The organism is Edaphocola flava (assembly GCF_004118155.1).
GTDB classification, from domain to species: domain Bacteria; phylum Bacteroidota; class Bacteroidia; order Chitinophagales; family Chitinophagaceae; genus Edaphocola; species Edaphocola flava.
The window spans coordinates 393,746-418,380 of sequence record NZ_SAIQ01000002.1; the positions used below are offsets into that span (position 1 = coordinate 393,746).

19 protein-coding genes are annotated in these 24,635 nt (G+C 43.9%); 11 read left to right on the plus strand and 8 right to left on the minus strand.

Annotated elements, in window-relative coordinates; all coding sequences use genetic code 11:
• Nucleotides 1-159 precede the first annotated feature (159 nt).
• From EMP01_RS07990 to EMP01_RS08010, 5 genes are all read right to left on the minus strand, one after another.
• Nucleotides 160-1,236, minus strand: coding sequence for a cytochrome-c peroxidase (locus EMP01_RS07990; protein ID WP_129020983.1), 1,077 nt, complete (start codon nt 1,234-1,236; stop codon nt 160-162).
• On the minus strand, nt 1,229-2,203 hold the full coding sequence (locus tag EMP01_RS07995; protein ID WP_202616025.1) for a cytochrome-c peroxidase: 975 nt from the start codon (nt 2,201-2,203) through the stop codon (nt 1,229-1,231). Before EMP01_RS07995 ends, EMP01_RS07990 begins: the two co-directional genes overlap by 8 nt.
• A 64-nt stretch (nt 2,204-2,267) precedes the next feature.
• Nucleotides 2,268-3,224 carry an MbnP family protein gene (locus EMP01_RS08000; protein ID WP_129020985.1) on the minus strand — a complete coding sequence of 319 codons (957 nt, stop codon included), beginning with the start codon at nt 3,222-3,224 and terminating at the stop codon, nt 2,268-2,270.
• A gap of 147 nt (nt 3,225-3,371) precedes the next feature.
• Nucleotides 3,372-3,713: a hypothetical protein gene (locus EMP01_RS08005; protein WP_129020986.1), complete on the minus strand. Its 342-nt coding sequence runs from the start codon at nt 3,711-3,713 to the stop codon at nt 3,372-3,374.
• A 380-nt stretch (nt 3,714-4,093) separates the two neighbouring features.
• On the minus strand, nt 4,094-4,675 hold the full coding sequence (locus tag EMP01_RS08010) for a hypothetical protein (protein ID WP_129020987.1): 582 nt from the start codon (nt 4,673-4,675) through the stop codon (nt 4,094-4,096).
• Nucleotides 4,676-5,981: 1,306 nt separating this feature from the next.
• Here EMP01_RS08010 and EMP01_RS08015 point away from each other — a divergent pair.
• The 6 genes from EMP01_RS08015 (at nt 5,982) to EMP01_RS08040 (ending at nt 11,915) form a co-directional block, all read left to right on the plus strand.
• Complete coding sequence (locus tag EMP01_RS08015) at nt 5,982-6,623, plus strand: response regulator transcription factor (RefSeq protein WP_129020988.1); 642 nt, start codon at nt 5,982-5,984, stop codon at nt 6,621-6,623.
• Nucleotides 6,624-6,877: 254 nt separating this feature from the next.
• Nucleotides 6,878-8,710: a sensor histidine kinase gene (locus tag EMP01_RS08020; RefSeq protein WP_161971263.1), complete on the plus strand. Its 1,833-nt coding sequence runs from the start codon at nt 6,878-6,880 to the stop codon at nt 8,708-8,710.
• A gap of 9 nt (nt 8,711-8,719) precedes the next feature.
• Complete coding sequence (locus EMP01_RS08025) at nt 8,720-9,355, plus strand: response regulator transcription factor (RefSeq protein WP_129020990.1); 636 nt, start codon at nt 8,720-8,722, stop codon at nt 9,353-9,355.
• A 145-nt stretch (nt 9,356-9,500) separates the two neighbouring features.
• Nucleotides 9,501-10,058: a TetR/AcrR family transcriptional regulator gene (locus EMP01_RS08030; RefSeq protein WP_161971265.1), complete on the plus strand. Its 558-nt coding sequence runs from the start codon at nt 9,501-9,503 to the stop codon at nt 10,056-10,058.
• A gap of 52 nt (nt 10,059-10,110) precedes the next feature.
• Entirely contained in the window at nt 10,111-10,758 is a 648-nt protein-coding gene (locus tag EMP01_RS08035) for an NAD-dependent epimerase/dehydratase family protein (RefSeq protein ID WP_129020992.1), read from the plus strand.
• A 59-nt stretch (nt 10,759-10,817) separates the two neighbouring features.
• Nucleotides 10,818-11,915: an MBL fold metallo-hydrolase gene (locus tag EMP01_RS08040; RefSeq protein WP_237559501.1), complete on the plus strand. Its 1,098-nt coding sequence runs from the start codon at nt 10,818-10,820 to the stop codon at nt 11,913-11,915.
• Nucleotides 11,916-11,985: 70 nt separating this feature from the next.
• Here EMP01_RS08040 and EMP01_RS08045 read toward each other — a convergent pair whose 3' ends face one another.
• From EMP01_RS08045 to EMP01_RS08055, 3 genes are all read right to left on the minus strand, one after another.
• The gene (locus EMP01_RS08045) at nt 11,986-12,687 is read right to left on the minus strand and encodes an HAD hydrolase-like protein (RefSeq protein WP_129020994.1); all 702 of its coding nucleotides are present in this window, start codon (nt 12,685-12,687) and stop codon (nt 11,986-11,988) included.
• A gap of 49 nt (nt 12,688-12,736) precedes the next feature.
• The gene (locus EMP01_RS08050) at nt 12,737-14,041 is read right to left on the minus strand and encodes a DUF5690 family protein (RefSeq protein ID WP_129020995.1); all 1,305 of its coding nucleotides are present in this window, start codon (nt 14,039-14,041) and stop codon (nt 12,737-12,739) included.
• Nucleotides 14,042-14,125: 84 nt separating this feature from the next.
• On the minus strand, nt 14,126-14,695 hold the full coding sequence (locus EMP01_RS08055) for a helix-turn-helix domain-containing protein (RefSeq protein WP_129020996.1): 570 nt from the start codon (nt 14,693-14,695) through the stop codon (nt 14,126-14,128).
• Between the two features lie 169 nt (nt 14,696-14,864).
• On the opposite strand from EMP01_RS08055, the gene EMP01_RS08060 reads away from it, so the two are divergent.
• The 5 genes from EMP01_RS08060 (at nt 14,865) to EMP01_RS08080 (ending at nt 24,597) form a co-directional block, all read left to right on the plus strand.
• The gene (locus tag EMP01_RS08060) at nt 14,865-15,302 is read left to right on the plus strand and encodes a hypothetical protein (RefSeq protein ID WP_129020997.1); all 438 of its coding nucleotides are present in this window, start codon (nt 14,865-14,867) and stop codon (nt 15,300-15,302) included.
• Nucleotides 15,303-15,327: 25 nt separating this feature from the next.
• Nucleotides 15,328-18,267: a TonB-dependent receptor gene (locus EMP01_RS08065; protein ID WP_129020998.1), complete on the plus strand. Its 2,940-nt coding sequence runs from the start codon at nt 15,328-15,330 to the stop codon at nt 18,265-18,267.
• 69 nt (nt 18,268-18,336) lie between these two features.
• Entirely contained in the window at nt 18,337-19,632 is a 1,296-nt protein-coding gene (locus tag EMP01_RS08070) for an alkaline phosphatase family protein (RefSeq protein ID WP_161971267.1), read from the plus strand.
• 62 nt (nt 19,633-19,694) lie between these two features.
• Nucleotides 19,695-23,354, plus strand: a complete 3,660-nt coding sequence (locus EMP01_RS08075; RefSeq protein ID WP_129021000.1) for a LamG-like jellyroll fold domain-containing protein — start codon at nt 19,695-19,697, stop codon at nt 23,352-23,354.
• A gap of 76 nt (nt 23,355-23,430) precedes the next feature.
• The gene (locus EMP01_RS08080) at nt 23,431-24,597 is read left to right on the plus strand and encodes a TIGR03364 family FAD-dependent oxidoreductase (RefSeq protein WP_129021001.1); all 1,167 of its coding nucleotides are present in this window, start codon (nt 23,431-23,433) and stop codon (nt 24,595-24,597) included.
• The last annotated feature ends 38 nt before the right edge of the window (nt 24,598-24,635 follow it).

The window sequence follows — 24,635 nt, forward strand, 5'->3', positions numbered from 1 at the left end:
ATTATGCTGAAGAGAAAGTATTGCTGAATACTTTTTTAGAACCACACCAGCATGAAGCGCAGGAGAAGGCGATATGCAAATTGATGGAATTGATATAACATATTAAAGCCCCCACTAAGCATAGTGAGGGCTTTTTATGATAAATAAAATTACTGTTACTTAAAACGGACTGCTGTACTCAGGGTTAGTGGTCAGCTTGGTATCAGTTAGTGTCTTAAGAAAGGCCACCAGTGCAGCTTTGTCCGCAGCGGTTAACTGTAAACCATTGGGCAATTGCTGCAGGAAAGACGGGTCCAGGGTTGCAGAATTGGTTACCAGGTTATAGTGATCCACCACCTGCTCCAGGGTTTTGAAACGGCCGTCATGCATATACGGAGCGGTCAGTGCAATATTGCGTAAAGAAGGCACTTTAAACTTCGCACGATCATTGCTATTGTGCGTAACCTTTTCTCTTCCGAAATCTGTAATGGCACCATCAGCATCCAGGCCATTATTCATAAACTGATTATTCTCAAAATCAGCCCCGCTGTGGCAGTGTCGGCAGTCTGCACCGGATGCATTAGGGAAGCCCGGATTGTATTCTGTAAAGAACAGGAAGCGGCCACGCTCTTCTTCAGCCGTCAGTGTGGCTTTGCCCGCCAGAAAATCATCGTACTTGGAATTTTGGGAAACGATGGTCAGCATAAACTGTTCCAGGGCTTTAGACAGGAGCAGGGAATTGATATGCTCAGTGCCGAATGCTTTTTTGAACTGCTTGCGGTACGTCTCGCTGGCATTGAGCTTTGCCAGTACATTATCCAGGGTCTCATCCATTTCCAGTTCATCCTGTATCGGCATCAGCGACTGATCGCGCAGGAGATGCGCGCGGCCATCCCAGAAGAATTCATTGTTATGCCAGGCCATATTGAATACACTCATGGCCTGTCTCTTACCATGCAGTCCGCGTACCCCTATAGACAGGGTAGCCGTATCGGTAAAGGCAAACTGCTGCATATGGCAGGAAGCACAGGATATAGTATTGGTGCGGGAGAGGATCTTGTCGTAAAACAGCATCCGGCCCAGTTTTACGCCTTCTTTGGTCAGCGCATTGTCGGCAGGCAGGTTAGGCGGCGGAAAGTTTCCGTATGCCAGGGTATAGGGTTCATTTGCGGTATCATCTCTGTCTTTGGTACAGGCATTAACCGATACAATGAAGGCCGACAGAATGATGAACAGCAGTACTTTAAGCTTATTCATTTTTGAATTTTTTATTACGGATAAATGTGTAATCAGATAAGGATTTGAGGAAAGCGACCAGACTTGCTTTTTCCTGCGGACTAAGTTGCAGGGGCCTGATCAGCGCACTCTTATTGGAATGCGTGGCTCCTCCGGAATTATAATGCTCAATAACCGCTTCCAGGCTGCTGATGCTGCCATCATGCATATAAGGTGCTGTAAAGGCAATATTGCGCAGGGTAGGTACTTTGAATCGGGCGCGGTCACTTTCGAGATGGGTAAAACGCATACGGCCACTGTCACTGTACTGCTGATACAAACCATTATTCTCAAAACGATAGTTGGTAAAGTTGAAGTCACTATGACAGCCGGAACAGTTGGTCCTTTCAGAGAAAAACAATTGCATGCCCTGTAATTCCTCGGCAGACAATGCATTACTTTTCCCCTGGTAGTAATACTGGTCAAAACGGCTGTTGCCACTGATGAGGCTGCGCTCGAAACAAGCCAGCGCCCGGGTAATTACATAAGGATCTATACTGCGGCTATATGCTTCCTGTGCCATAGACTGGTAGGTAGCATCAGCAGAAAGTTTCTGTACAATATCCAGTATGGACGTATTGAATTCATTATGCTCCTGTATAGGCACCAGTACCTGCATTTCCAGCGTAGGTACCCCTCCTGCACGGGTGTAGGAGGTTTGGTAACCGACATTGGACAGGGTAGGTGCATTACTGGTTCCTGCGGCTTCATTCACCCCATTACTGAGGGCTACGGAATCGCTGAACGCCAGCGAAGCTTTATGACAGGAACCACAGCTGATGGTATTATTTACTGAGAGTGCTTTGTCATAAAACAGCCGTTTGCCCAGTTGCCAGCGGCTCATTGAAAAGGCATTGTCTGAAGGAATGTTCATCTGCGTAAAACCCTTGGGAATAGCCATCAGTGCCGGTTCCGGACCGACAGGTATAGACGTCTTACTACAGCTCACTGCAACAACAGTCAGCAAGAGGCCAGCACAAAATGTATATATAACAGACCGGGTATACATGTAATTATTCCAGTACTACTTTTTTACCCCATACCGGTTGCGATTCCTGGAACAATACCAGGAAATAAGTGCCGGAATATTTTCCGGAAAGCGTAATCTGGTCCTGGTGGGACAGTTTATTGCTTTCGATCACTCGGCCATTCAGGTCCATTAACTGGTAGCTACCGGCTTTAATATTGGCTTGTGTGTAGTTGATGCGGAACTGACCTTTACTCGGATTAGGATATACAGTAACACCTTTGTCGAGCGTCATATCATATAATGCAGTAGGGCTGCCAGCGGTAAATACATGATCTCTGAAGTTTTGAAGCACTGTCAGGTCAGCACCATTATGACCATGTTCTAATGGTCCCGTACTTACATTCACACCTTTCAGCGCCTGTGTATAATCTGCATCCAGGTAAATGTTGATATTATTACCACTGTTTACACCAGCTACGGTTACGGTCTGCTCAAAGTAATTGGCATTCCATAAGCCATGCAGCTCAAATACAGTATTGAAGCCGGTTCCGGTCTTGCCTTCAAGTGCTACAAAACGATAGCCGGCAGACCAACCCCAATGCATGGAAGGAGACTGGAAAGACAAAGGGCTCAACGCAGGTTGCAAAGACGGATCGGCATTATTGGCAGGGCTGTCCACACCAATAGAGAAGCGGATGCCCTCAATATTGGTAATATTGAAAGTGCCCAGCAGCTCGCTTACCGTATTGCTGCCTTTGGCCAGGATGTAACGGTCCGGAACGGCTGTGGTCATTCCCCCGTCATGGATCAGGGTGATTTTGGAAATATAATAATCAATACGGGTTATCTGAAACTGTTGATTAAGATCATTCTGTGCTGTCTGGTTAAAAGCAAAGCTATTGCTGCCCAGTTTGTGATTGATCTTTAAAGTGACATTTTTCTGAGCATTTCCAATCAGTGCGGTGCACAGGAAGCCCAGTATGAACAGTATATTTTTCATTTGAATAAGTGATATTTTATGTGAATATAGTACAATTATCTGCCTGTCTGCAAGGCAGTATATAACAGCGTCAACAACGTATGCTGTACCTTATGTAGCTTGATGATTAATGAGTACAGAGCACAATGTGGGCTGTACAGGTACTGTTTAGCCTATTTTAGGCGGTGTCCAGATAAAAGAATAATCTGAAGAAAGGAATGTGTAGGTAAACAGGTTGAAGTTGTTTACATAAACAGGTTTGTAACTGTAGGTTTTAAAAGCACTATTGGTGAGCACAATAAACTGGTGGGCATAAGGAGCACAATGGCAGGTCTTTCCGCAACCAGAACGGGAGCACTGATGGCAACGCTTGTATGGGGCTGCCTTTTTACAGCATGATTTTTCTTTCTTTGTCGTCTGCGTTGCAGATAGCGCTTTGACCGGATCTGATTTTGCCTGATGCTTACCACAGGCTTGCATTAAAGAAGGGACACATGATAATATGATCATGAACAGAAAATATAATATGTGTTTTCTTGCAGGCAATAGTTCCGTTTTTGCTTATTCTGTCAAAAATAAGTAAAAAATTACAGATTTTAATATACGCATATTTCATTTTGGTGTAAACCGCATGAACTTATTTGTCAAACCAGCGTAGCTATCGTTACACCTCAGGGTAAAAATAAAGGCAATCTTAGAAAAGATCGCCTCTTGAGCTGTAATGAAGAGATTGAGTTGAACTCAACGAGTTTTAAATAATTATCGATGGTTAACTCCATACAAAAGTAGAATATGTATTACAGTTAACGTCATCGTCGGAACAATCTTAAGTATGGTTTATCTGCTAAAAACACAGATCTTTCTTCAAAAAGTATGGGAAAAGTATTGTATTATACTGCTCGCCTGATTTCGAGTATGGGTGTCTCTTTTTTCGTAAGCCCATGGAAAGAGGAGATACAGGTATCGCCTATATTCAACTGATCAAACATTTTTTCATTGGCATATGAATGCCGGTATGCAATACCGATTACAGATCCCGATTTCCAATCAGTGTACATGCCAAGATCAATAATCAGGTATTGGGGTGTTTTATGAAGTATAACACCTTTGTACGATATTTTTCTGGCCAGCCGGGGTTTGGTGGGCTCACCCTTGTCAATAGACACACGGATACTCAGTGGTTTAGATGATAACTCGGCGATCTTTCCCCTGAATCTTTTCTGGGTAAGGTGTGGCGCTGCTGATTTCCAGAATGACCTCTTGTCATACTCCCAGGGCATATCCTCAATGGATATAAAACCATAAAGGCCACCAATCTTTACCTGGAAGCCGCTTTTGAGCGGAAGGTATCTGACGATGTTAAATGCTGTAAGCTTCTCACTGATTCTCGCTTCTTCGAGTTTATAATACAATTTTAATAATGCCCCGTCCAGGACTTTAGCTTTCTTTTCTGTTGAATTAATGGTAAGCATTTTCATGAAAATTATAAAAATCAACAATGTGTTTGACTTAATAAATACACAGTGTAGGTTGTAATGAGTAAGTCTCTAGTTTGGTTGTAGTATAGATTTTTGACGTATTTGAACAAAAGTATATCAATAAGGAGTACATCCTTAATTGGATAGGCAAAAACAGTACATAAGTTAGTTGCAGAATAGACTGTTTGAACCCTTTATTTTTCCTTTGTTCTTACGTAATGCAGTGTGGTATTATGTTTTGTTGATTTTGCATCCACTGTTGTGCTTACTTTTTAGTTCAGCTTATGGATGTTGGTATGGGAAAAAACAGTACAAAAGTTAGTGCCGTTCATGCAAACTTTTGCAGACTGCTGAATAGCTTTGTAATATCAGTAATAGTTAGTTCGTTACCCGACTTAAAGGGTATAATTTAGAGGAGATAGCAGTTCTTTTTAGGACTGCTTTTTTTTATGCCTGCACATTAAACCTATTGCTGGCTTATATTGTAGCGGGTTATGCACGCCAGTGCGTCCTATTGTTGTAGCGTAAAAGCTTGTGTAGCGGTATACTGCGTATAAGTGATTTCTTTACGGATTCTTCTGGGCAATATCTTTCTTGCATGTGTGGGGCACCAGTACAAAAGTATGGGGTATTTTCCGTTTTTGCAGAAAAGTATGGGTAGGGTATGGTTTTGGAAGAATAAACAGTACAAAAGTTAGGGGTAGTCCTAATCCATACACTATATAATGCTTCTATTTTTGTTGCCGGATGTTCATAATGGGATATGAATCCGGATTAGTCAGTTAATATAGCGGCCGTAAGGCCGCTATTATTATAGTGTAACACGTTTCTAATTAGATACATTTTAAAGTGCAGGCTAGTTGCAGGATGATCAGTTAAAGAAATAGTATTTACCATTATGTTTGTATAATTCAACTGAGATGTGTAATTTGAATACAGAAGGCTGTTTTGTTGAAATGGTTTTCCTGGCTTTGAGCAAAGGATCTGCAAACCTGCCTGCCATCTGATGGCACAAAGGAAGCTCTTTAATGTACAGCAATTTTTTTTAATATCAGAGATAAAGCGGTTCAGATTGATGAATCGCTTTTGTAGTTTTTTGGTGGCTTTAATTTATCTCTCAGTAGGGAATTTTTTTCTTATGTTCCATATGATTCATTTTAGCTACAGTGTTGGAATTGTGTTTATATTGCATAAATTTAGTTGCGTTTTGTATGCTTGTATTGTTATGATACACTTATGGGTAGAGCTCCTATATGGCATGACAGAGCGGTAATAATGTAAAATCAGTAATGAAGACTGTATGATAAATGTAGCAATTGTAGCTGTCAATGAGGCGAACCGGCTGCTCTTGGAAACCATTGCACAAAGTGACCCCGAGTTTAGTTATATCGGTTGCTTCAGCAATGAACAAGAGACCATTGAGATGATTGGATTGCAGCAGGTGAACGTTGTGCTTATTGACATTGATGTAATCGAGTCTGTGGGACTGGAAAGTATTGAGCGGATAAAGGCGGAATCTGAAGAGGTTAAGTTTATGGTGTGCTCCAGGTATAAATCAAATGAAAATTCACTGGAAGCCATTAAAGCCGGTGCGGATGCCTATTTCGTGCTGGAAAATAGTAAGGCTTATCAGTTTATTGATGCTATTAAGGACCTGCACGCAGGAGAAAGGCCCATAAGCAGCAGCATCGTTAAAAATATATGGGAATATCTGCATGATCAAACAGCAGATCAAAATGTAAAAGTTGTTGATTTTCAGCTTTCTAAGCGACAGATACAAATTATGGAATTGTTGCACGAGGGGCTGAATTATCGCGAGATGTCTAAACTCTTATTTATAAGTGTGTATACCCTCAAGTGGCATGTACATAATATATACCAGAAGCTAAATGTTTCCAACAGAACAGAGGCGATCAATGTTTATTTCAAGCGGAATAAGTAATTCCTGAATAGGCTATCAGTCCGTATTGCGCGGCAGCTGATGACATACATGGGTGCTTTGGTGCCTGAATGGCTTTGTGGTATGGAGCTTCACTGACTTTTCAGCTGTATCTTTGTGGTTGACCGATAATGCTTCAGGGAAAATATATGCGCAGCGGATTTTTACTTTTATTGATAAGTATCACAATGGCTTTCGGGAGCTGTCGTTCCTGTTCGCCACAGACAAGAATACTTGATCTTTCTTATAATGACTCCTTGGCTAAGGATTCCTTGGTCCGTAAAATATTTGAGATCAGGTATAATGAACCTGATCAAGTGCCTTCCCTCCTGGAGCAAGTCCGTAGAATAGAGCAAAAGTATGATCCTGCTATTGCAAACCAGAACTACTATAGCTCTCAGGTATTCCTGCTTTCGAATATTAAGAAAAATCCCGATTCGGCAAGAATGTTCCTCGATAGCCAATTTCTGATGCTTAAACGAGGGGAACTAGATGCTGATAATCTTAAAGCAAAAACCGCCTTCTCCAAAGCCATTTATTTCCAGGGAAGTGAGCGGTACGATTCTGCTGTTAATAATGCATTGTCTGCACTGGATCTATTGCAGCATACAACTGATTCTGCCCTGTTATACAACATATATGGTACCATCTCTGATCTGTACGCTTACCAGGGCAATCTGAAAAAGGCATCGGAATACTATAAATATTTTATCCGGCAGGCACTACAACTGAAGAATCCTGCAAGAGATGCTGTTATTCTTCTGAATGGTTACTGCAGGTTTGCAGAAGCCTCAGATTCCATTAAAAATATTGCGACCACCTACCTGTTTGCTGCAAAACATGCTGTGGATTCGCTGCACCTGGATGGTTTGAAACCCATTCTGTATACCAACCTGGCCAGTTATTATTACGATAAACAACAGAGCGATAGTGGTAGATTGTATGCACAATTATCCATAAAGGAGATGGAGGAGCATCCGTCACCGAATAATCAGCCAGAATTGTCCTGCCTCATGCTGATTAACCATTACATAAAACAGGATCAGACAGATAGTGCTGCGCTATTACTGCAGCAATTACTTACCTCTACAGATACGGCCAAATATTTCAGGCGGGACCTGAGAACCTATTACAAATACGCGTATTTACTGGCCAAGAAACAGCATCGCCTGGAGCATGCAGTAGCGTATCAGGAGCGATATGCTGCGCTGACAGATGAAATGCACCAGGCAGAGAATAATAAACTGCTGCTTGATTATGAAGCGAAGATGACATATATGGCCAACGAGCTGGAGATCAAATCGAAAGAATATGATATGAAGCGGCAGAAAAATTATGTTATTTTTTCTACCATTATCACCATTCTGATGTTTGGCTTTACCATTTCTATTCTTTACTATAAGAAAAAGAAAAGAGTGATCGAGCAACAGTACTGGATGCAGTTGCAAATGCGCCGCGATTCAGAATACCGTAACCGGCTTTGGGAAGAGCGTAACCGTATATCCAGGGAGATGCATGATGATCTGGGCTCTACGCTGACCTCTACATTAATGGCTGTGGAAATCGCAGAGCAGTTTCCGGAACAGAAAGAACATTTAAATATAGTCAAAGAACGCTCACAGAGCCTGCACCAGCAGATCAATGAAATTATCTGGAACCTGAATGTACAGAACGACAATCTGCGTAGTTTGAATCATTACATGATCAGGTTTGCAAAGAACTTTCTGGAACAGGCTGGTATTGAATTCATCTGGGAAGAGCAGGTTAGCGATGAAGATACCGTGATCCAATCATTTCAGCGCAGAGCATTATATCTTTCGTTTAAAGAGATCATTCATAATATTGTTAAGCATTCCATGGCTACAAAAGTTGTGCTGGAGATCAATTGTGCAGATAAAATGTATTATTTTGCTGTTAGTGATAATGGAATAGGATTAAAGAGGAAGAAGAATTCACCTGAAAGCAGTCATGGGTATGGAATGACCAATATTCACCGGAATATTTCAAACCTCTATGGTACTGTGAACTGGACCGATGGAGCAAATGGGATTGGGACCAGGGTGGAGGTTCGCATAGAAATGTTAACTTAGACTACACATATGATAAAAATTCTTATTGTCGAGGATCAGCCAGAACATCAGCAGTACTTTAAAAGCATTGTGCTGAGCAATGAAAAATTTAAGTATCTCGGTATTGTACGTAATGGAAAGGAAGCTGTTAAGGTAATCAAAGAGCAGCAACCTGATGTAGTTATAATGGACCTGGGCCTTCCGGATATTTCCGGTATTGAATGCATCCGGCAGCTGAAGCCTTTGGGGCTGGACACTAAATTTATGGTATGCACCATTAATGAAGAAGACGACAGCATATTTGAGGCACTGAAAGCCGGTGCGAATTCCTATATAGTCAAGAAGAGTAAACCTTACCAGATCATTGATGCCATCATGGAAGTTTTTGATGGAGAAATGCCTATAAGCAGTTGTATTGCTACCAAAATACTGAACTATATGCCTCAGTCCACCGAGGAAGAGGATAAGCCGGAGGAGGAAGTTTCCTATTCTATTACTTTGAAAGAAGCTGAATTACTGGAACTTCTGGCCAAAGGACATAGTTATAAAGAGATTTCTAATGAAATGACGATCAAGATAACGACGATCAAGTGGCATGTGTATAATATATACAAGAAGTTACAGGCCAAGAATCGTACAGAGGCGATTAATAAATACTTTAAATAGAACGTACTTATTCCGTACGGGATAGCACCACCGATAACAGAAAGAGCAGACCTTAGGTCTGCTCTTTCTGTTGGCTCAAGATTAGTATTCTTAAAATGTTGTGAATAAATTGGAATATTCATTCCAATTTGTATACCTTTGTCCTGTGGATAAGAAAGAACAAATTATCGTAGCAGCCATGAAACTGCTGGCTGAGCATGGCGCACAGGCTACGCCCATGTCAGCTATTGCAAAAGCAGCCGGTACCGGTATGGGCACCATCTATAATTATTTCGCCACCAAAGAAGAGCTGATCAATGCCATATACCTGTACATTAAAGGTTCGGAAATAAACCTGGTATCCAAAAGTATTGATGAAGCAACACCCTTAAAAACCCGCTTCCTGTTTTACTATACCGCATTTATCAATTTCTACCTGAAACATCCGGAGGGCTTTGCTTTCATGGATCAATTCCAGCATTCTCCATTGATACTGGACAGTACCAAAGAGCAAGGTAAAGCTGGGTTTATACCCGTTTTTGCCTTGATTGAACAGGGACAGAAAGAGGGTATTATCAAAAATATAGATATGGAAGCTATCCTGTATTTCCTGGCGGGCACCGTAACTACATATGTGCGCTGGATGATCAGCGCAGGTAAAGACAAGCACAAACAACACCTGGAGCAGCAACTGCGCCTGGTTTGGGATGCTATTAAAGAATAAATATTTAATCATTTTTTTGGAATGAATATTCAGTCCATTTGAATCAGACAATATGAAAAAGATAAAAGTTATTATAACAGGTGCTACCGGAATGGTAGGAGAGGGTGTACTGTTGCATTGCCTGCAGAGCGAAGCCGTATCGGAAGTACTAATGGTCAATCGCAGAAATTATGATATGCAGCACCCTAAGCTGAAAGAACTGCTGGTAAAAGACTTTAAACATTTGGGAGCACATGCCACCGCCCTTGCAGATTATGATGCCTGTTTCTTCTGTGCCGGCATCAGTTCTGTAGGTATGAATGAAGCAGACTATACCAGCATTACTTATGATACAACGGTAAGTTTTGCCACAGCACTGCAGCAGGTCGCACCGCATATGGTCTTCAACTATATTACCGGTGCACATACCGATAGTAATGGGAAACAGATGTGGCAGAAAGTAAAAGGACGCACCGAAGAGGCCCTGATGCAACTGGGCTTTGCCGGACAGTACAACTTCCGTCCTGGATTTATGAAACCCGTAAAGGGACAGCGCAATGTACGCTGGTTCTTTAAACCTGTAATCGCATTATTTCCTTTATTACTGCCTAAGCAATCGCTGACCCTGCACCAGGTAGGGCAAGCCATGATTCATGCGGTAACCAAAGGCTATTCAAAACAGATACTGGAAATAAAAGACATTAAAATACTGGCCCGCTAAGCATAGCCAGCCAAAGCCCTGAAATAATAATGAAGAGATTTTTTAAAATAGTAAAACGTATGATCGCAATTATAGGAGTAATACTACTGTTACTGGTATTGACTGTATTATTATATATGCAACAACCAAAGTTCGGTAAAGCACCATCTGGCGCAAGACTGGAGCGAATGAAGCAGTCCCCGAATTTTAAAAACGGGATTTTTGAAAACAAAACCCATACCCCTTCACTTACCGAAGGTTATTCTATGGCAAAGATAATGTGGGAGTTCTTTTTCTCTAAAAATCCAAATCAGAAACCACACCAGGATATCCCTTCTGTACATACCGATCTGAAGCACCTGCCTGCAGACAGTAATATAGTGGTATGGTTCGGACACTCTTCCTATTTCCTGCAAATGGACGGAGTAAAATTCCTGGTAGATCCGGTGTTCAGCGGCAATGCCTCGCCCGTACCAGGTTCTACAAAGGCCTTTAAAGGCTCAGATGCCTATACAGTAGCCGATCTGCCGGAGATAGATTACTTACTCATTAGTCACGATCACTACGATCACCTCGATTATGAAACCATCAAGGCGCTTAAAGACAAGGTGAAGAAAGTAGTATGCGGTCTTGGTGTCGGCGCCCACTTCGAATATTGGGGCTATGCCACAGATAAGATCATAGAAAGAGATTGGGAGGAAACCATACCGCTGGAGCATGGTATGAAATTGCATACCCTCAGCTCACGCCACTTTTCCGGCCGCACCTTCAAACGCAACAATACCTTATGGTTATCCTTCCTGCTGGAAACACCGAAGGCAAAGATATTTCTGGGTGGTGATGGCGGATATGATGATCGCTTTAAGGCCATTGGCCAGCGATTTGGTACCATAGACCTGGCTATACTGGAAAACGGTCAGTATAATGTGGCCTGGCAGGCTATACACTGTCTGCCCGAAGAAACGCTGAAGGCCGCGAAAGAATTGAATGCGAAAAGAATTATGCCGGTACACTCCGGTAAGTTCTCCCTGGCTCTGCATGACTGGAACGAGCCGCTGCGGGAGATATCCAGGCTCAATGCCGGACAGATACCATTGGTTACGCCCCGTATAGGCGAGCCGGTTCACCTGGGCGATACGGCACAAGTATTTACCGAATGGTGGAATGATATAAAATAGACTATAAAAGCAGGGCTGTGGTAGACACCACAGCCCGTTTTGATTAATGAAACTATAAGGGTACTTTATATTATTTTACAGTAGCCAGCTCATACTCGCTGATCAGGCCCGTGAAGTCAGTAATAGAGTCTATAATATGGGTATGCGGGTATTGCTCCAGCACCTCTTTATTATTGGCTCCGCTCAATACGCCTACCACCAGAGCACAACCGGCACGGTGACCTTCTTCCAGGTCTACTGGTGTATCGCCTACCTTAGCTACCTGTTGGGCTTCCTGTATGCCGGTCAGTTCCATAGCTTTCAGGATCATATCCGGGTAGGGGCGACCGTGAGTCACTTCATCGCTGGCCACACTTACATCCAGGATACTATCCCATCCCAGTCTGTTGATGATAATATCGGTAATGTCTCTGCTGAAACCCGTATCCAGTCCTACTTTTATGCCTTTGGCCTGTAATGTTCTAAAGGTATCTGTAGCACCTTCAATCTCACAGATATCCGGGGCATTGCGGTAAAAGTCTTTCATGATCTGCAGGAAAGAAGCATGCAGCGTATCAATGGAAATATGGTCCGTGTCGGGATAAAAGCGGTCCAGCAACATTTTGATGGCAACTGGTTTGGCAATGCCCATTACTTCATTGGCAGCAGACAGCGGAACAATATATTCATGTGTTTCCAGGGCTTTGCATAAGGCTTTGGTTACAAAATCATCATCATAGACAGTAGTGCCGGCCATGTCAAAAATGGCGAGCTTAATAGATTCGTTGTGCATATTAAATTTTTAAATTGATATGGTATACAAAGGTAAAACAAATATTTATTTATACTAAACTTTTATTTAGTAATTGTAAACTGTTGGTTTTGCGTTCGGCTCTTGCTTTTCGCAGGAAATACAGTGCAGAAGCGGTTTGGCTGATCAGGAGCAGTACGGCAATGAAAATGGTGGTATGGTAGAAAAAATCGACATAGCTCATTTTGCTGTCATAAAAATTCTTGTAAAACAACACGCCTATGCTGCCGCAATAGCCAAAGAAATCGGCCATTACCCCAATGAAACCTGCATTGCCCGGGTAGCGGAACACCGCCAGCATACGTTCAAAGAATATAGTATTGGCAGGTACATAAGCGATGTATAATCCGATACCCGTTGCACAGATCCAAACCTGTGGACTGATCATATGTGCCCCGTAGGCCAGGGTTCCGGCCAGCATAATAATGGCGCCCATAAAACTGATGGCATGTATAAACATAAATGCTTTCAGGTTTTCACGAATGCGCTGCATTACAATCATGAGCAGGAGTATGATAATAGATACCGGAATCTCACTGATCGTGAAAATAGAAGCATTCCCTTCAAATCCAAGCCCACGCCATATCTCCGGCGCAAAATTGTCCCTGAAGTCGCGGTAGCTGGTCATGAGGATATAGCTTACCATGAATATAGCCAGCCCCATAAAGAAGAAGCGGAAAAAAGCCTGGCGTTCCTTTTTGCTCATCGGCACCCGTTCCGATTTCAAGGCAATATCTTCTGCGGTCTGGCGGGGCAGCTGCTCTAGCATCCATACTGCCAGTAATAATACCGGCAGGAAGCAGATGCCAACCAGGAAAGGCATCCAGATATCGGCTACACCTAATGTATGGATGAAATATTGCCCGATACTTTTAATAAAACCAGAGGAGACAATTTGTGTAATGGTCAATCCGACAACCAGGATCTCTGTACTTCTGCGCCCTTCCAGGTAATTGAAAATTAAACCGAAGATCATACCAATAGGCAGCCCATTCAGGAATAAGGCCAGTATATTATATGGCGCCGGAATGAGGGCAAACAATGCCAGGGCGAGTACCGAGGTCAAGATGAGCCCTATAATATACCGGGGACGCTGCCTGGGTGTGTTCTCCGCAACGATTTTGATGCCGAAATATTTAGATAAAGTATAACCGATAGTCTGTGCACTCACCAGCCATATCTTATAATCAACACCGAGAAAAGCTTGTCCGTCGTAAGTACCGGCTGCAAAAGCCTTGCGTACCGCGTACATAGCGGTATAGGTCAGGAAAGAGGCCAGTGTGGCAAAGCATATAAATAATAGGGAGTTTGCTTCCAGTCTGCGCTTGATATTCATTAAACTAAAGTTTAGTATTTGTATCTCGCTGCGAAGGTAAAAACCCTATGTTATCTTAATGCTAAATTTATGTTTAGTATTTGTTTACTTTTGGGTGAAGAAGTAAACAATGAGCATAATACATTTATCAGTACCTGTATTTTTAGGTAAGTGAGGCAGTCGTCCGTCAAAAAATAAGGAGTCTCCTTCTGATAAAGAATACGTTTCACCATTGATCATATACTCACATTCGCCCTGTATAATATATTTATATTCGAAGGCATCTGTGGTCACTTCTTCTCTTTTTGCATTTTTACTCAGCTCCAGGATCACAAAGTCTACCGTAGAAGCAGCAAGGCTTTTGACAAATATGCGTTTATATAAAAATCCCTTGGCATCCTCTTTGGTAAAGGATTCGTAGTCTTTTTTACGTTGTACGATTACATTAGGCGTCTGCAGGTTTATGCCGCTGAAGAAATGACTTACCGCCATCTCCAGAGATTGTATAATGCTGAACAGTACCGGCAGGGAGGGGATGCTTCTTCCGTTCTCAATCTGGGAGATCAGGCCCTTGCTCACACCTGAACGATCGGCCAGCTGCTGTATCGTTAATCGTTTCTCGTATCGGAATTCTTTAATCCTCCGGCTTACTTCAAGTAGAAATGCTCCTTCCATGTATAGTATCTGTAAACATCAAAGATATTATGTCTTTTTAACTTGGCATAATACCATTGTGTAAATATTTGTTTACTTCTTTTATTAACAATTTGGTAAACAAGAGTTAAGCATATGTAAACATGTGTTTATTAATTTTGCGCTATCAAAACAATAATTCAAACGTGTTATGAAGAAGTTGGTATACCTGCTGGGTTTTACAGTATTAGGTGTTCAGGTGGCTGCTCAGGAAAAGCGGAGTAACCGGGAGCAAATGGCCATTGAGGTGCAGGTAGATATGCTGCAACACCGTTTGGGTATTGCCGGTAATCTGTATAAAGTGCAGAAGTATCAATTGCCTGTACAGGTTACAGAAAAGGCCGAAACAGTATTTGCATCCTGCATGGAAACCTATAAACAATTATATACTTCACTGCCGGAAGCGGAAAGAGCCTCCTTCTTTAAAGAAGACTTTTATATCAGTGTAATCCCGGTAGTACAGTATTTCAGAACACCGGAATATGCCAGCATGATGATTGCACATAAAAATGCCCTGCATCCCAGACCGGAAGCGCCGGACCCGAAGCATCATGAAGCAGACGGAGACGGAGACCATACACATAATTAATACATCAATAATATAATCTGTAATAATGAAAAATATAGCTACATATATTGTTTGTAGTATTTTACCCGGAGCAGCTATCGCACAGACCGCTACCATTAAGGGTGTGGTGAAAGATAAGCAGGAGACCCTGCCCGGTATTATTATATCACTGGCCGGTAAGCAATACCATACGGTTACAGAACTGGATGGCTCCTTCGCACTGGTAGGTGTACCCCTGGGACAGTATACACTAAAGGTATCATCCATGGGATATAATGAATATTCGAAAGACATTGTACTGACTGCAGATACAGACCTGGGCAGCATTGAACTGAGTGAAAAAGAGCTGAATGAAGTTACGGTTGTTGCAGACATGAAAGGCACCGAAACCAAGGCTTTGAATATGATGAAGTCTTCAATGGTATTTTCCAATATCGTATCGGCAGAGGGTGTGGCAAAACTGCCGGATCGTAATGTGGCTGAGGCGGTACAACGCCTGCCCGGTGTGGTTATGGAATCAGATCAGGGAGAGGGGCGTTTTATCTCTTTCCGTGGTACACCTTCTGACTGGAGTGCAGCACTGGTCAATGGTGATCGTATGCCGGTGGCAGATGAGGAGTCTAAAACCCGTGCGATGAACTTCGATATTTTTCCTTCCAGCCTGGTTGATTATATTGTAGTGTCCAAAACCCTGTCTCCCGATATGGAAGCGGATGCAATCGGTGGTAGTGCCAACTTTATTACTAAAAATGCACCGGCTAAAAAAGCGGTACAAGCTTCTATAGGCGCCGGTTTTAATGCACAGGCACAGAAGCCAGTATATAATGCAGCACTGTCTTTTGGGAACCGGAGTAAGAATGGAAAATTCGGGTACTTCGCCGGAGGTTCATTATACAGCCGTAACTGGGCTACAGATAATTACCAGGTGTTTTATGGCTCCAATATAGACCAGTCTTTATCGCGCCTGGAGCTGAGAGATTATGAAGGACAGCGAAATACACTGGGTGCTAATGCTGCACTGGAGTATAAATTTAATGATCGTGCCAGGATATATGCCAAAGGGGTGTATGGTCATATGAAAGATGAGGAATACAACCGCAAGACCATGTATAACTGGAGCACCGGCTGGGGACAGTCGATCAAGCTGCAGAATATTCACAATATCATGCTTACCGATTTCTGGGGAGCAGAGCTGGGCGGGGAGCTGAAGCCCTCTGCAAAGCTATCGGCCAACTGGCGCATCGCCAGCTACAGTAACCATTTCCAGTACGGACCGGTGCCTTTTGAAAAAGGAGATCCCCGTAACGGTTATCATGTAGTGGAGTTTGAAAAGTCTGTCAATTTTAAAGATTTTATCTACCTCGATGAGAACGGAAAAGTAACGGATGAGCGCAATGCCTATGACCGCTTGAAACTCCTGGATATTGATAGTCCTGAGCCGGGTTATGGAGATCATTACCGCAACATACAACCGGTTTATGAAAATGTGCCCCTGGTCAATCCTTCGGACACCTCTTTTGCCTTTACCCGCGCCTACTCAGAAACCAATAATACCTGGGAGAAAGATCCTATTACCGCACAGATCGATCTGCAATACGCTGCAAAGAATAACCTGAAAATAAAATTCGGCGGAAAAATGCGTATGAAAGAAGGTCGCCGTAATGTAGGCCTGGAGCTGTGGGAGCGCAATAAAGATCTGAGTTCGTCTATTCTCTACAATACATTTAAACCGGCACAATTCAACGAGCGTGGTGGTTTCCTTGCAGAGCTGGGTAGCCCGTATACCGGTAAGCTGTTGCCTTTCCTGAGCGGAGACCAGATCGATAATTTCGTGTCCGGCCTGGGCGATACCTTGCGCCATATTCCTTTCGGTACACAAACGCCTTACTTCCAGCAGATGGTAGGATCGAGCTATAGATACAAAGAGACCGTGTATGCAGGCTATGCTATGGCAGAATGGAGTCCTGTGGCGAAGCTGACACTGGTGCCTGGTGTAAGGGTAGAGTATACCAGTCCTACTGTTGAGGCAGATAGCATTATTACCATAGATCCGGCACTGGGTAGGGTTGCGTTGACACCGGTTCGTTCCGGCAAAAGCTACTGGTCTGTATTACCTATGCTGAATGCAAAATATACTCTTAGTAATAAGCAGAACCTGCGACTGGCGGTAACCCGCACATTCCGGAGACCTAACTTTAACGAGATCAAACCTGGTGCTGCTGCCATTAATTACTCCAATAATGACCTGGTATATGGCAACCCCAATCTGAAACCGACTTATTCATGGAACTATGACCTCGCCTATGAACGTTACCTGAGCGCCACCAGTATGCTGAGTGTTTCAGGTTTCTATAAACAGGTTAAAGACCACATCTACACTGCATTTGAAAGCAGTAGTGCGGACAATAACGGTGTATCGAATGAATTCCAGATTCCGGGTGGGGTAATCGCCAAGAAGTTTCAGAATGCACCGCAGGCCTTTGCAACAGGTATAGAAGCATCGCTGATGAGTAAGCTGCGTTTCCTGCCCGGCATATGGAAGAACCTGGGGGTGAATATCAACTACTCATATACCTATTCTCAGATGCGCATTGAAGCCAGAGACAAGCCACAGGCTTTGCCACGACAATCTCCTAATGTGTTGAATGTAGCCCTGTACTTCGAGAACCAGCACATCACTACCCGTATAGGGCTTAACTACCGCGATCCTTATCTGTATGAGCTGAATCTGTATGCTGTAAAAGATCCTGCTTCTGAAAAGATGCTGATCCTGCACCAGAACAATGACTATGATGTATATGTAGGTCGCAGCCTTACGCTGGATTACTCCTTCGCGTACAGTTTTAAAGATCATTTTTCCGTATTCGCAGAGATCAATAACCTGACCAATACACCATACACCATGTATCGCGGGCAAAAGGAGCGTCCCTTAAAAACAGAGTACTATTCTGTGAGAGGATTGGTAGGGCTGCGATATAGTTTCTAAATCAATCTTTATTCATTAATCCATTCAATATAAAATAGTAACAACTTATACAATCAAACAGAAATGAAAATGATTAAAAAATTACTAACCGGCGCTTTACTGATCGGTTCCACAGTAACCGTATCGGCACAAACAGGCACGCCTAAAAAGCCTAAAGTATTATTTATCGGTATCGACGGTGTACGCGCAGATGCTTTACTGCAGGCCAATACACCAAATATTGATACCCTGATGGCACATGGTTTGTATACCTTCGACTCCTGGCATTGTGGTGCGACCTCCAGCGGTGCATCATGGTCTACGATGATGACCGGTGTGTGGGAAGCCAAACACCAGGTGACCAACAATAGTTATACCAATCCTAACTATGCCAACTATCCGTATTTTCCTAAGAGAGCCAAGGAATGTCTGCCGAACCTGAAAGCAGTACAGATCATTACCTGGGACCCGATGAATGATCCGACCAATAGTAATAACAGCGCAGGATTCGTATTCAACAGCGGTTTCAACCAATCTATCGATGCCGGTACACACGGGCAGGGTGCGGTAACTGCAGCGGCAAAGATTCAGCTGAACGATCCTAACCTGGACATCCTGTTCATTCACTATGATGAATGTGACGCAGCGGGCCACTCTTCAGGCTTCAACCCTGCCAATCCGCAGTATATGAATGCTATCCAGACCGTAGATGCTGAGATTGGTGAAGTGATCGCGAAATTATACCAGCGTCCTACCTACAACCAGGAAGACTGGCTCATCCTGCTGACTACAGATCATGGTGGTATCGGTACTACACATGGCGGACAATCCAACACAGAGCGTCATATCTGGTGGGTAGCTTCCGGACCAAGTGTACCGCACCTGCAGATCACCGGACCAGATCCGGGCAGCTATTACATGCCGACCAATCCTGTAGATACAACTTTACTGAACAATACTCCCGTACTGACCGACATCGCAGTTACCGCACTGGCACACATCATGAAAGGATCTGCCTGCGAGAGCCCGGAAACCAATCCTGCATGGAATCTTGACGGTAAGTCATGGTTACTGCCGGTAACCGATACTACAGATACCACCGGTAATCCTACTTATGTAGAAGATGTACGCAATGCGGCTATTGAATTCGGTATTTTCCCTAACCCGAACAATGGTGTATTCAAAGTAGCCTTTAAAGATGTTGCCGGTAAGATCGACATCCGCATCCAGAATATGAATGGTGTAGCGGTGCAGAGCAAAACCACACAAGGTACTGCAGGCTTAACGGTTGTACCGTTCGATCTTACTGCTCTGCCAAGAGGTATTTACTTCATGCACGTAATGAATAATGGTAAACAGACCGTAAGAAAAATCGTATTGCAATAACATTTTATAGCGGATGTCGCAGGGCATCCGCTTTTCTTTAAGCTCATTTCAAATAAATCATAATGAACACAAAATTACTGGTACGCGTACTGGCCTTGCTGTTTATGAGCATAGGTCTGGGGCAAAGCTTGTCTTCGTACGGGCAGGGTGCTGCAAAGGCCCTGAGTTTTAATGGCAGCAGCCATGTGAATATGGGCGACTCCTTATCCCGCTCCCTGTCACAATCTGACTTTACCATAGAGATGTGGGTAAAAGTCAGAAGCAATAGTTCTGACCCGGTATTCCTGGGCAATAAAAACTGGGCCAGTGGGGCCAATACTGGTATCGTCTGGTGTCGTTATGCCACGAACACCCTTCGCTTTAACTTCCGCGCTGCGGGTCGTACCCGTAAGGATATGAATATGACCCTGGATTATGGTAAATGGAATCATATTGCCGTTACCGTAAAACGTAATGGAAACATCACGGGTTATGTAAATGGTGTACAGAACGGTACAGCCGTAAGCATTGCCGCAGATTCCGGTTTCGCTATTGATGCAGGTTTGCCTTTACGCCTGGGTGCAGATGGTAATGCTGCTTTCGGTATCGATGGGGATATGGATGAGGTACGCATCTGGAATACTGTACGCACCGTGGCCGATATCCGCAATGATATGTGTCATAAACTGACCGGAGCAGAAACCGGGCTGATGGCTTACTACCGTATGGATGAGACTACCGGCACCACGGTAACAAACTCCGCGGCAACAAGCACCGGATTTTTCAACGGTACCTTTGTTAATACACCGGCAAGAATAGCCAGCGGTGCATCTGTCGGAGATGAATCGGTACAACTGTATGCTGCAACGTACACCGGACAGACATTAAGCCTGACCTCTCCTGCGAACGGAACCGTACAGCTGGATAATATCAGCAATAATACTAGCGGTATACACCTGTTCAAAGTGAATGCCGTACCGAATACGACTTCCGGTATTGCCAATCCGGGTACAAATAATGTGTACTACGGTGTATTCCCGGTATCAGATACCAGCAGTTATAACCTGGTGTATAATTATACCAACTATCCGGCAGCCAATACATTTGAAGGTGGTATAGACCTGTTTAAGCGCTACAGCATGGATTCTGTATGGAGCTTATGGGCAGCGACTAAAAATATAACCAATAATACCCTGAGCAAAACGGGTGTTTCGGGCAGACAGGAATTAATCATCGGTAGCTTCGTTACCTCTGTGACCTGTAATACACCTACTGCATTAAATGCACAGAATATCACCACCAGTGCGGCACAGCTGAGCTGGATCACTGGCGGTTCTAATGCCTGGAACCTGGCATACGGTCAAGGAACCTTTACTCCGGGTAATGGCGGTACTGTAGTGAACAATCTTTCTGCTGCAAACTATACCGTAAATAACCTGCAAAGCAATACTACTTACCGATTCTATGTACGTGATACCTGTGCCACTATTAATAGTGCCAGTGCATGGGCCGGACCGTATACGTTTACGACGGCTATGGACTACAGCACTTATGGCAGTGGTTATGCAATGAACTTTCAGGGTACGGGCGCTAATGAGCATGTAAACCTGGGTGATTCTTTATCCGGTGCTATGGCAAAAGGCAGCTATACTTTAGAGACATGGGTTAAGTTCAATAACCCTTCCAGCGATCCTTCCTTTATTGGTAACAAAGACTGGAACAGTGGTGCCAATACCGGTATTCTCTGGTGCTGGAACGGTGGCGGTAACCTGCGTTTCAATTTCAAGCCTGCTGGCGGTACCCGAAAAGATTATGACATCAATTTACCGGACCCGGCAGAGTGGAATCATATTGCTATGGTGGTAGACCGTAAAGGAAGCCTAACTGCATACCTGAATGGGGTACAGGCTGGCAGCCCGATCAATATCGCTGCAGATTCTTTACTAAGCCTTGATGGTGCATTACCGATGCGTATCGGTCAGGATGGTACCGGTGTGTACGGTCCTAAATTTAAAGGAGCAATGGATGAACTGCGCGTCTGGAAGAAAGCAATGACGGTTGAAGAAATCAGGGCAAATATGTGTCATAAGATCAATACTACTGATACCAATTTACTGGCCTATTATCGTATGGATGAAGCCAGTGGTACGGTACTGACCAACCTTGCGGCAACCGGTACGGTGTTTAACGGTACGCTGCTGAACAATCCGCAACGCGTGATCAGTGGTGCTGCTATCGGAGATACCAGTATACAAGTGTATCCTAACGGATGGAACGGGGTAAGCCTTTCATTAGGCAGTAATGCTATGGGACAGATCACGATCGATTCTGTAGAAGCCAATACTAAAGGGCTACAGTTATACCGCATCAATACTGTGCCGAATATGGTGAATGGTATTGTGCAATTAGGTACAACCAATCAATACTTCGGTGTGTATACCCCGGGCAATAAAACAGCTCAGTATAAAACAGTGTATAATTACAGCAGTTATCCTAATGCCGTAAGCAATAATGCAAACCTGCACCTGTATAACCGTAAAGCGAATGATGATACTTTGTGGACACAGAGTGTAGCGGCCAACAATACAACTGCACAGCAACTGAGCTTAATGCAGGCTTCGGGTGTGAAGCAATTTGTCCTGGCAGACTTCTCTGCTCCGGCCTGCGCTACACCGCAGAACATTACGATTACTAATATCGACACCGGCAATGCTACTATCAGCTGGACTTCCGCTGCGGGCAAACACCTGATAGAATACGGTAATACCGCTTTCTCGCCAGGCACCGGTACTGCCGTAACGAGCACAACTGCTTCGCTGACCTTAACGAACCTGAATGCTTCGCAGACATATAAGTTTTATATGAAAGACTCCTGTAGCGCAACAAGCGCAAGTACTTGGGTTGGACCATTCTACTTCACTACGCTGAACCCTTGTCCGCAACCGTTCAATGTACATGCAGATAGTATTACAGCTGCTGCTATGGTCCTGAAGTGGGAAGATAACGGTATCGTTACCCAGGATTATATCGTAAGCTGGGGCACACAAGGATTTGGTAATCCGGCATTTGGTATCCAAACCAATGTTGTGGACAAACGTTTTGAGCTGACTGCGGCAACACCGAATACTACTTATGATTTTTATGTAAGAGCTAACTGTAATTCCAGTGTGACGAACAGCGGATGGGTTGGGCCATTCTCCTACACCACGCTGCCATGTGAGCCGGCACATAATGTTGTAGTGAGCAACATTAATGCAAGCGGTGCAAAAGCTACCTGGACCAGCACTGCGGGTTTATGGAACCTGAGCTATGGTACGACTGGTTTCGTTCCGGCTAATGGTACCATCGTTGCGAACCTGAGTGCTGCACAGTATACTTTCTCCGGACTGACCAACAATACGGATTATGAGTTCTACATACAGGATAGCTGTACATTAGGACTGAATCCATGGCAGGGACCATTTACCTTCTCTACAGCAGATCCAAACAGCATTAAGGAATTGGGTGCAGATGATTTCAGACTGTATCCTAACCCGGCTGCGGATCAGCTGCAGGTAGTCCTGAATGGTACTGCACAGGCCAAACTGGTGATGCATAACCAGATCGGTACAGTAGTACTGCAACAGGTAATCAACAACAGATTGACAAGTCTGGATGTACAGACCTTACCGGCAGGCGTATATTTCATTACCGTAAATAATGGTAAAGCATCAGGAACACAGAAAGTAGTGATCCAACATTAATTTAAATATAATACCCATATTGTCTCCGGCTAGCCGGAGACAATATATTTTGCACTTAGAGACACAAAATAGACACATGACAAAACAGTTTGACGTAATCATTATCGGAGCCGGAGCCCTCGGCGTATTTCATGCTTATCATGCCCTGAAGGCAGGCAAGACGGTAATGTTACTGGAGAAGGATAAGCGTGCCCAGGAAGCCACTGTACGCAATTTCGGACAGGTCGTGCCTTCTGGTCTGATACCAGGCAGTGAATGGCATGAATACGGTCGCATCGCTACAGAATTATACAAAGAAATACAAAGTGAATTCCATATTGGTATCCGCAACAATGGTTCCTGTTATATAGCCAATACCGCGTCTGAAATGGCCGTACTGGAAGAGTTGCAGGCAAAGTTCCATGCAGTAGATTACACAGCTGAATTATGGACCGCTGCACAGTTGCTGGAGCGCTACCCGATGGTGCAGACCGGTTATGCTAAGGGGGCACTATTCTTTCCGCAGGAAGTATCTGCCGAGCCGGAGATCCTGGTGCATCGTGTACTGGAATACCTGTCTGTTAAATTTCCGCAGCGGTTCCGCCACCGGAATAATTGCCCTGTAGTGGGTACAGAAACTGCCGGAGATACCGTAAGGGTAAGCACTGCTGACAAGCAGGAGTATGCGGCAGCTCATTGTTTTATCTGCTCTGGCAGAGAGTTTAAACTACTATTCCCGGAAGTGTTTGCCACAAGCGGGCTCATCGTATCTAAACTAAATATGATGGCGACTTACCCGCAACAGCATACGGTGTTGCCAGGCAATATCCTTACCGGGCTTACCATAAGACGCTATGAGAGCTTCACGGCCTGTGACAGTTACCAGCAGCTGGATGCAGCAGATGTACCACAGGATTGTGTGGATTACGGCATTCATATCCTGTTTAAACAAAGGGTAGACGGTAGTGTGATCATCGGAGATTCTCATCTCTATGCACCCATAGAGGATCAGGATGACCTGAGCATATTCTATAATGATATGCACATTAATGAGATCATGCTGAGGGAAGCAAAGAAGATCATGCAACTGGACAACTGGAATATAGCCCAGAACTGGACCGGTTTTTATGCCCAGCATGAAGATGAGATCTTCTGTCATACCATAGACAAGCGCATTCATATTGTTACGGGTATCGGCGGCAAGGGCATGACCACCTCTGCCGGTTTTGCACAACACAATATCAGCAAAGTATTGAACAGTTAGTGGAATTTCTGTTCAATGTAAAAGGAGCATCGTAAGAT

Bases quoted from the DNA above. Each gene is read 5' to 3' on its own strand.
- EMP01_RS07990 (WP_129020983.1), bottom strand. From the start codon at position 1,236: ATGAATAAGCTTAAAGTACTGCTGTTCATCATTCTGTCGGCCTTCATT.
- EMP01_RS08000 (WP_129020985.1), bottom strand. From the start codon at position 3,224: ATGAAAAATATACTGTTCATACTGGGCTTCCTGTGCACCGCACTGATT.
- EMP01_RS08005 (WP_129020986.1), bottom strand. From the start codon at position 3,713: ATGATCATATTATCATGTGTCCCTTCTTTAATGCAAGCCTGTGGTAAG.
- EMP01_RS08010 (WP_129020987.1), bottom strand. From the start codon at position 4,675: ATGCTTACCATTAATTCAACAGAAAAGAAAGCTAAAGTCCTGGACGGG.
- EMP01_RS08015 (WP_129020988.1), top strand. From the start codon at position 5,982: ATGATAAATGTAGCAATTGTAGCTGTCAATGAGGCGAACCGGCTGCTC.
- EMP01_RS08025 (WP_129020990.1), top strand. From the start codon at position 8,720: ATGATAAAAATTCTTATTGTCGAGGATCAGCCAGAACATCAGCAGTAC.
- EMP01_RS08035 (WP_129020992.1), top strand. From the start codon at position 10,111: ATGAAAAAGATAAAAGTTATTATAACAGGTGCTACCGGAATGGTAGGA.
- EMP01_RS08040 (WP_237559501.1), top strand. From the start codon at position 10,818: ATGATCGCAATTATAGGAGTAATACTACTGTTACTGGTATTGACTGTA.
- EMP01_RS08045 (WP_129020994.1), bottom strand. From the start codon at position 12,687: ATGCACAACGAATCTATTAAGCTCGCCATTTTTGACATGGCCGGCACT.
- EMP01_RS08050 (WP_129020995.1), bottom strand. From the start codon at position 14,041: ATGAATATCAAGCGCAGACTGGAAGCAAACTCCCTATTATTTATATGC.
- EMP01_RS08055 (WP_129020996.1), bottom strand. From the start codon at position 14,695: ATGGAAGGAGCATTTCTACTTGAAGTAAGCCGGAGGATTAAAGAATTC.
- EMP01_RS08060 (WP_129020997.1), top strand. From the start codon at position 14,865: ATGAAGAAGTTGGTATACCTGCTGGGTTTTACAGTATTAGGTGTTCAG.
- EMP01_RS08065 (WP_129020998.1), top strand. From the start codon at position 15,328: ATGAAAAATATAGCTACATATATTGTTTGTAGTATTTTACCCGGAGCA.
- EMP01_RS08070 (WP_161971267.1), top strand. From the start codon at position 18,337: ATGATTAAAAAATTACTAACCGGCGCTTTACTGATCGGTTCCACAGTA.
- EMP01_RS08075 (WP_129021000.1), top strand. From the start codon at position 19,695: ATGAACACAAAATTACTGGTACGCGTACTGGCCTTGCTGTTTATGAGC.
- EMP01_RS08080 (WP_129021001.1), top strand. From the start codon at position 23,431: ATGACAAAACAGTTTGACGTAATCATTATCGGAGCCGGAGCCCTCGGC.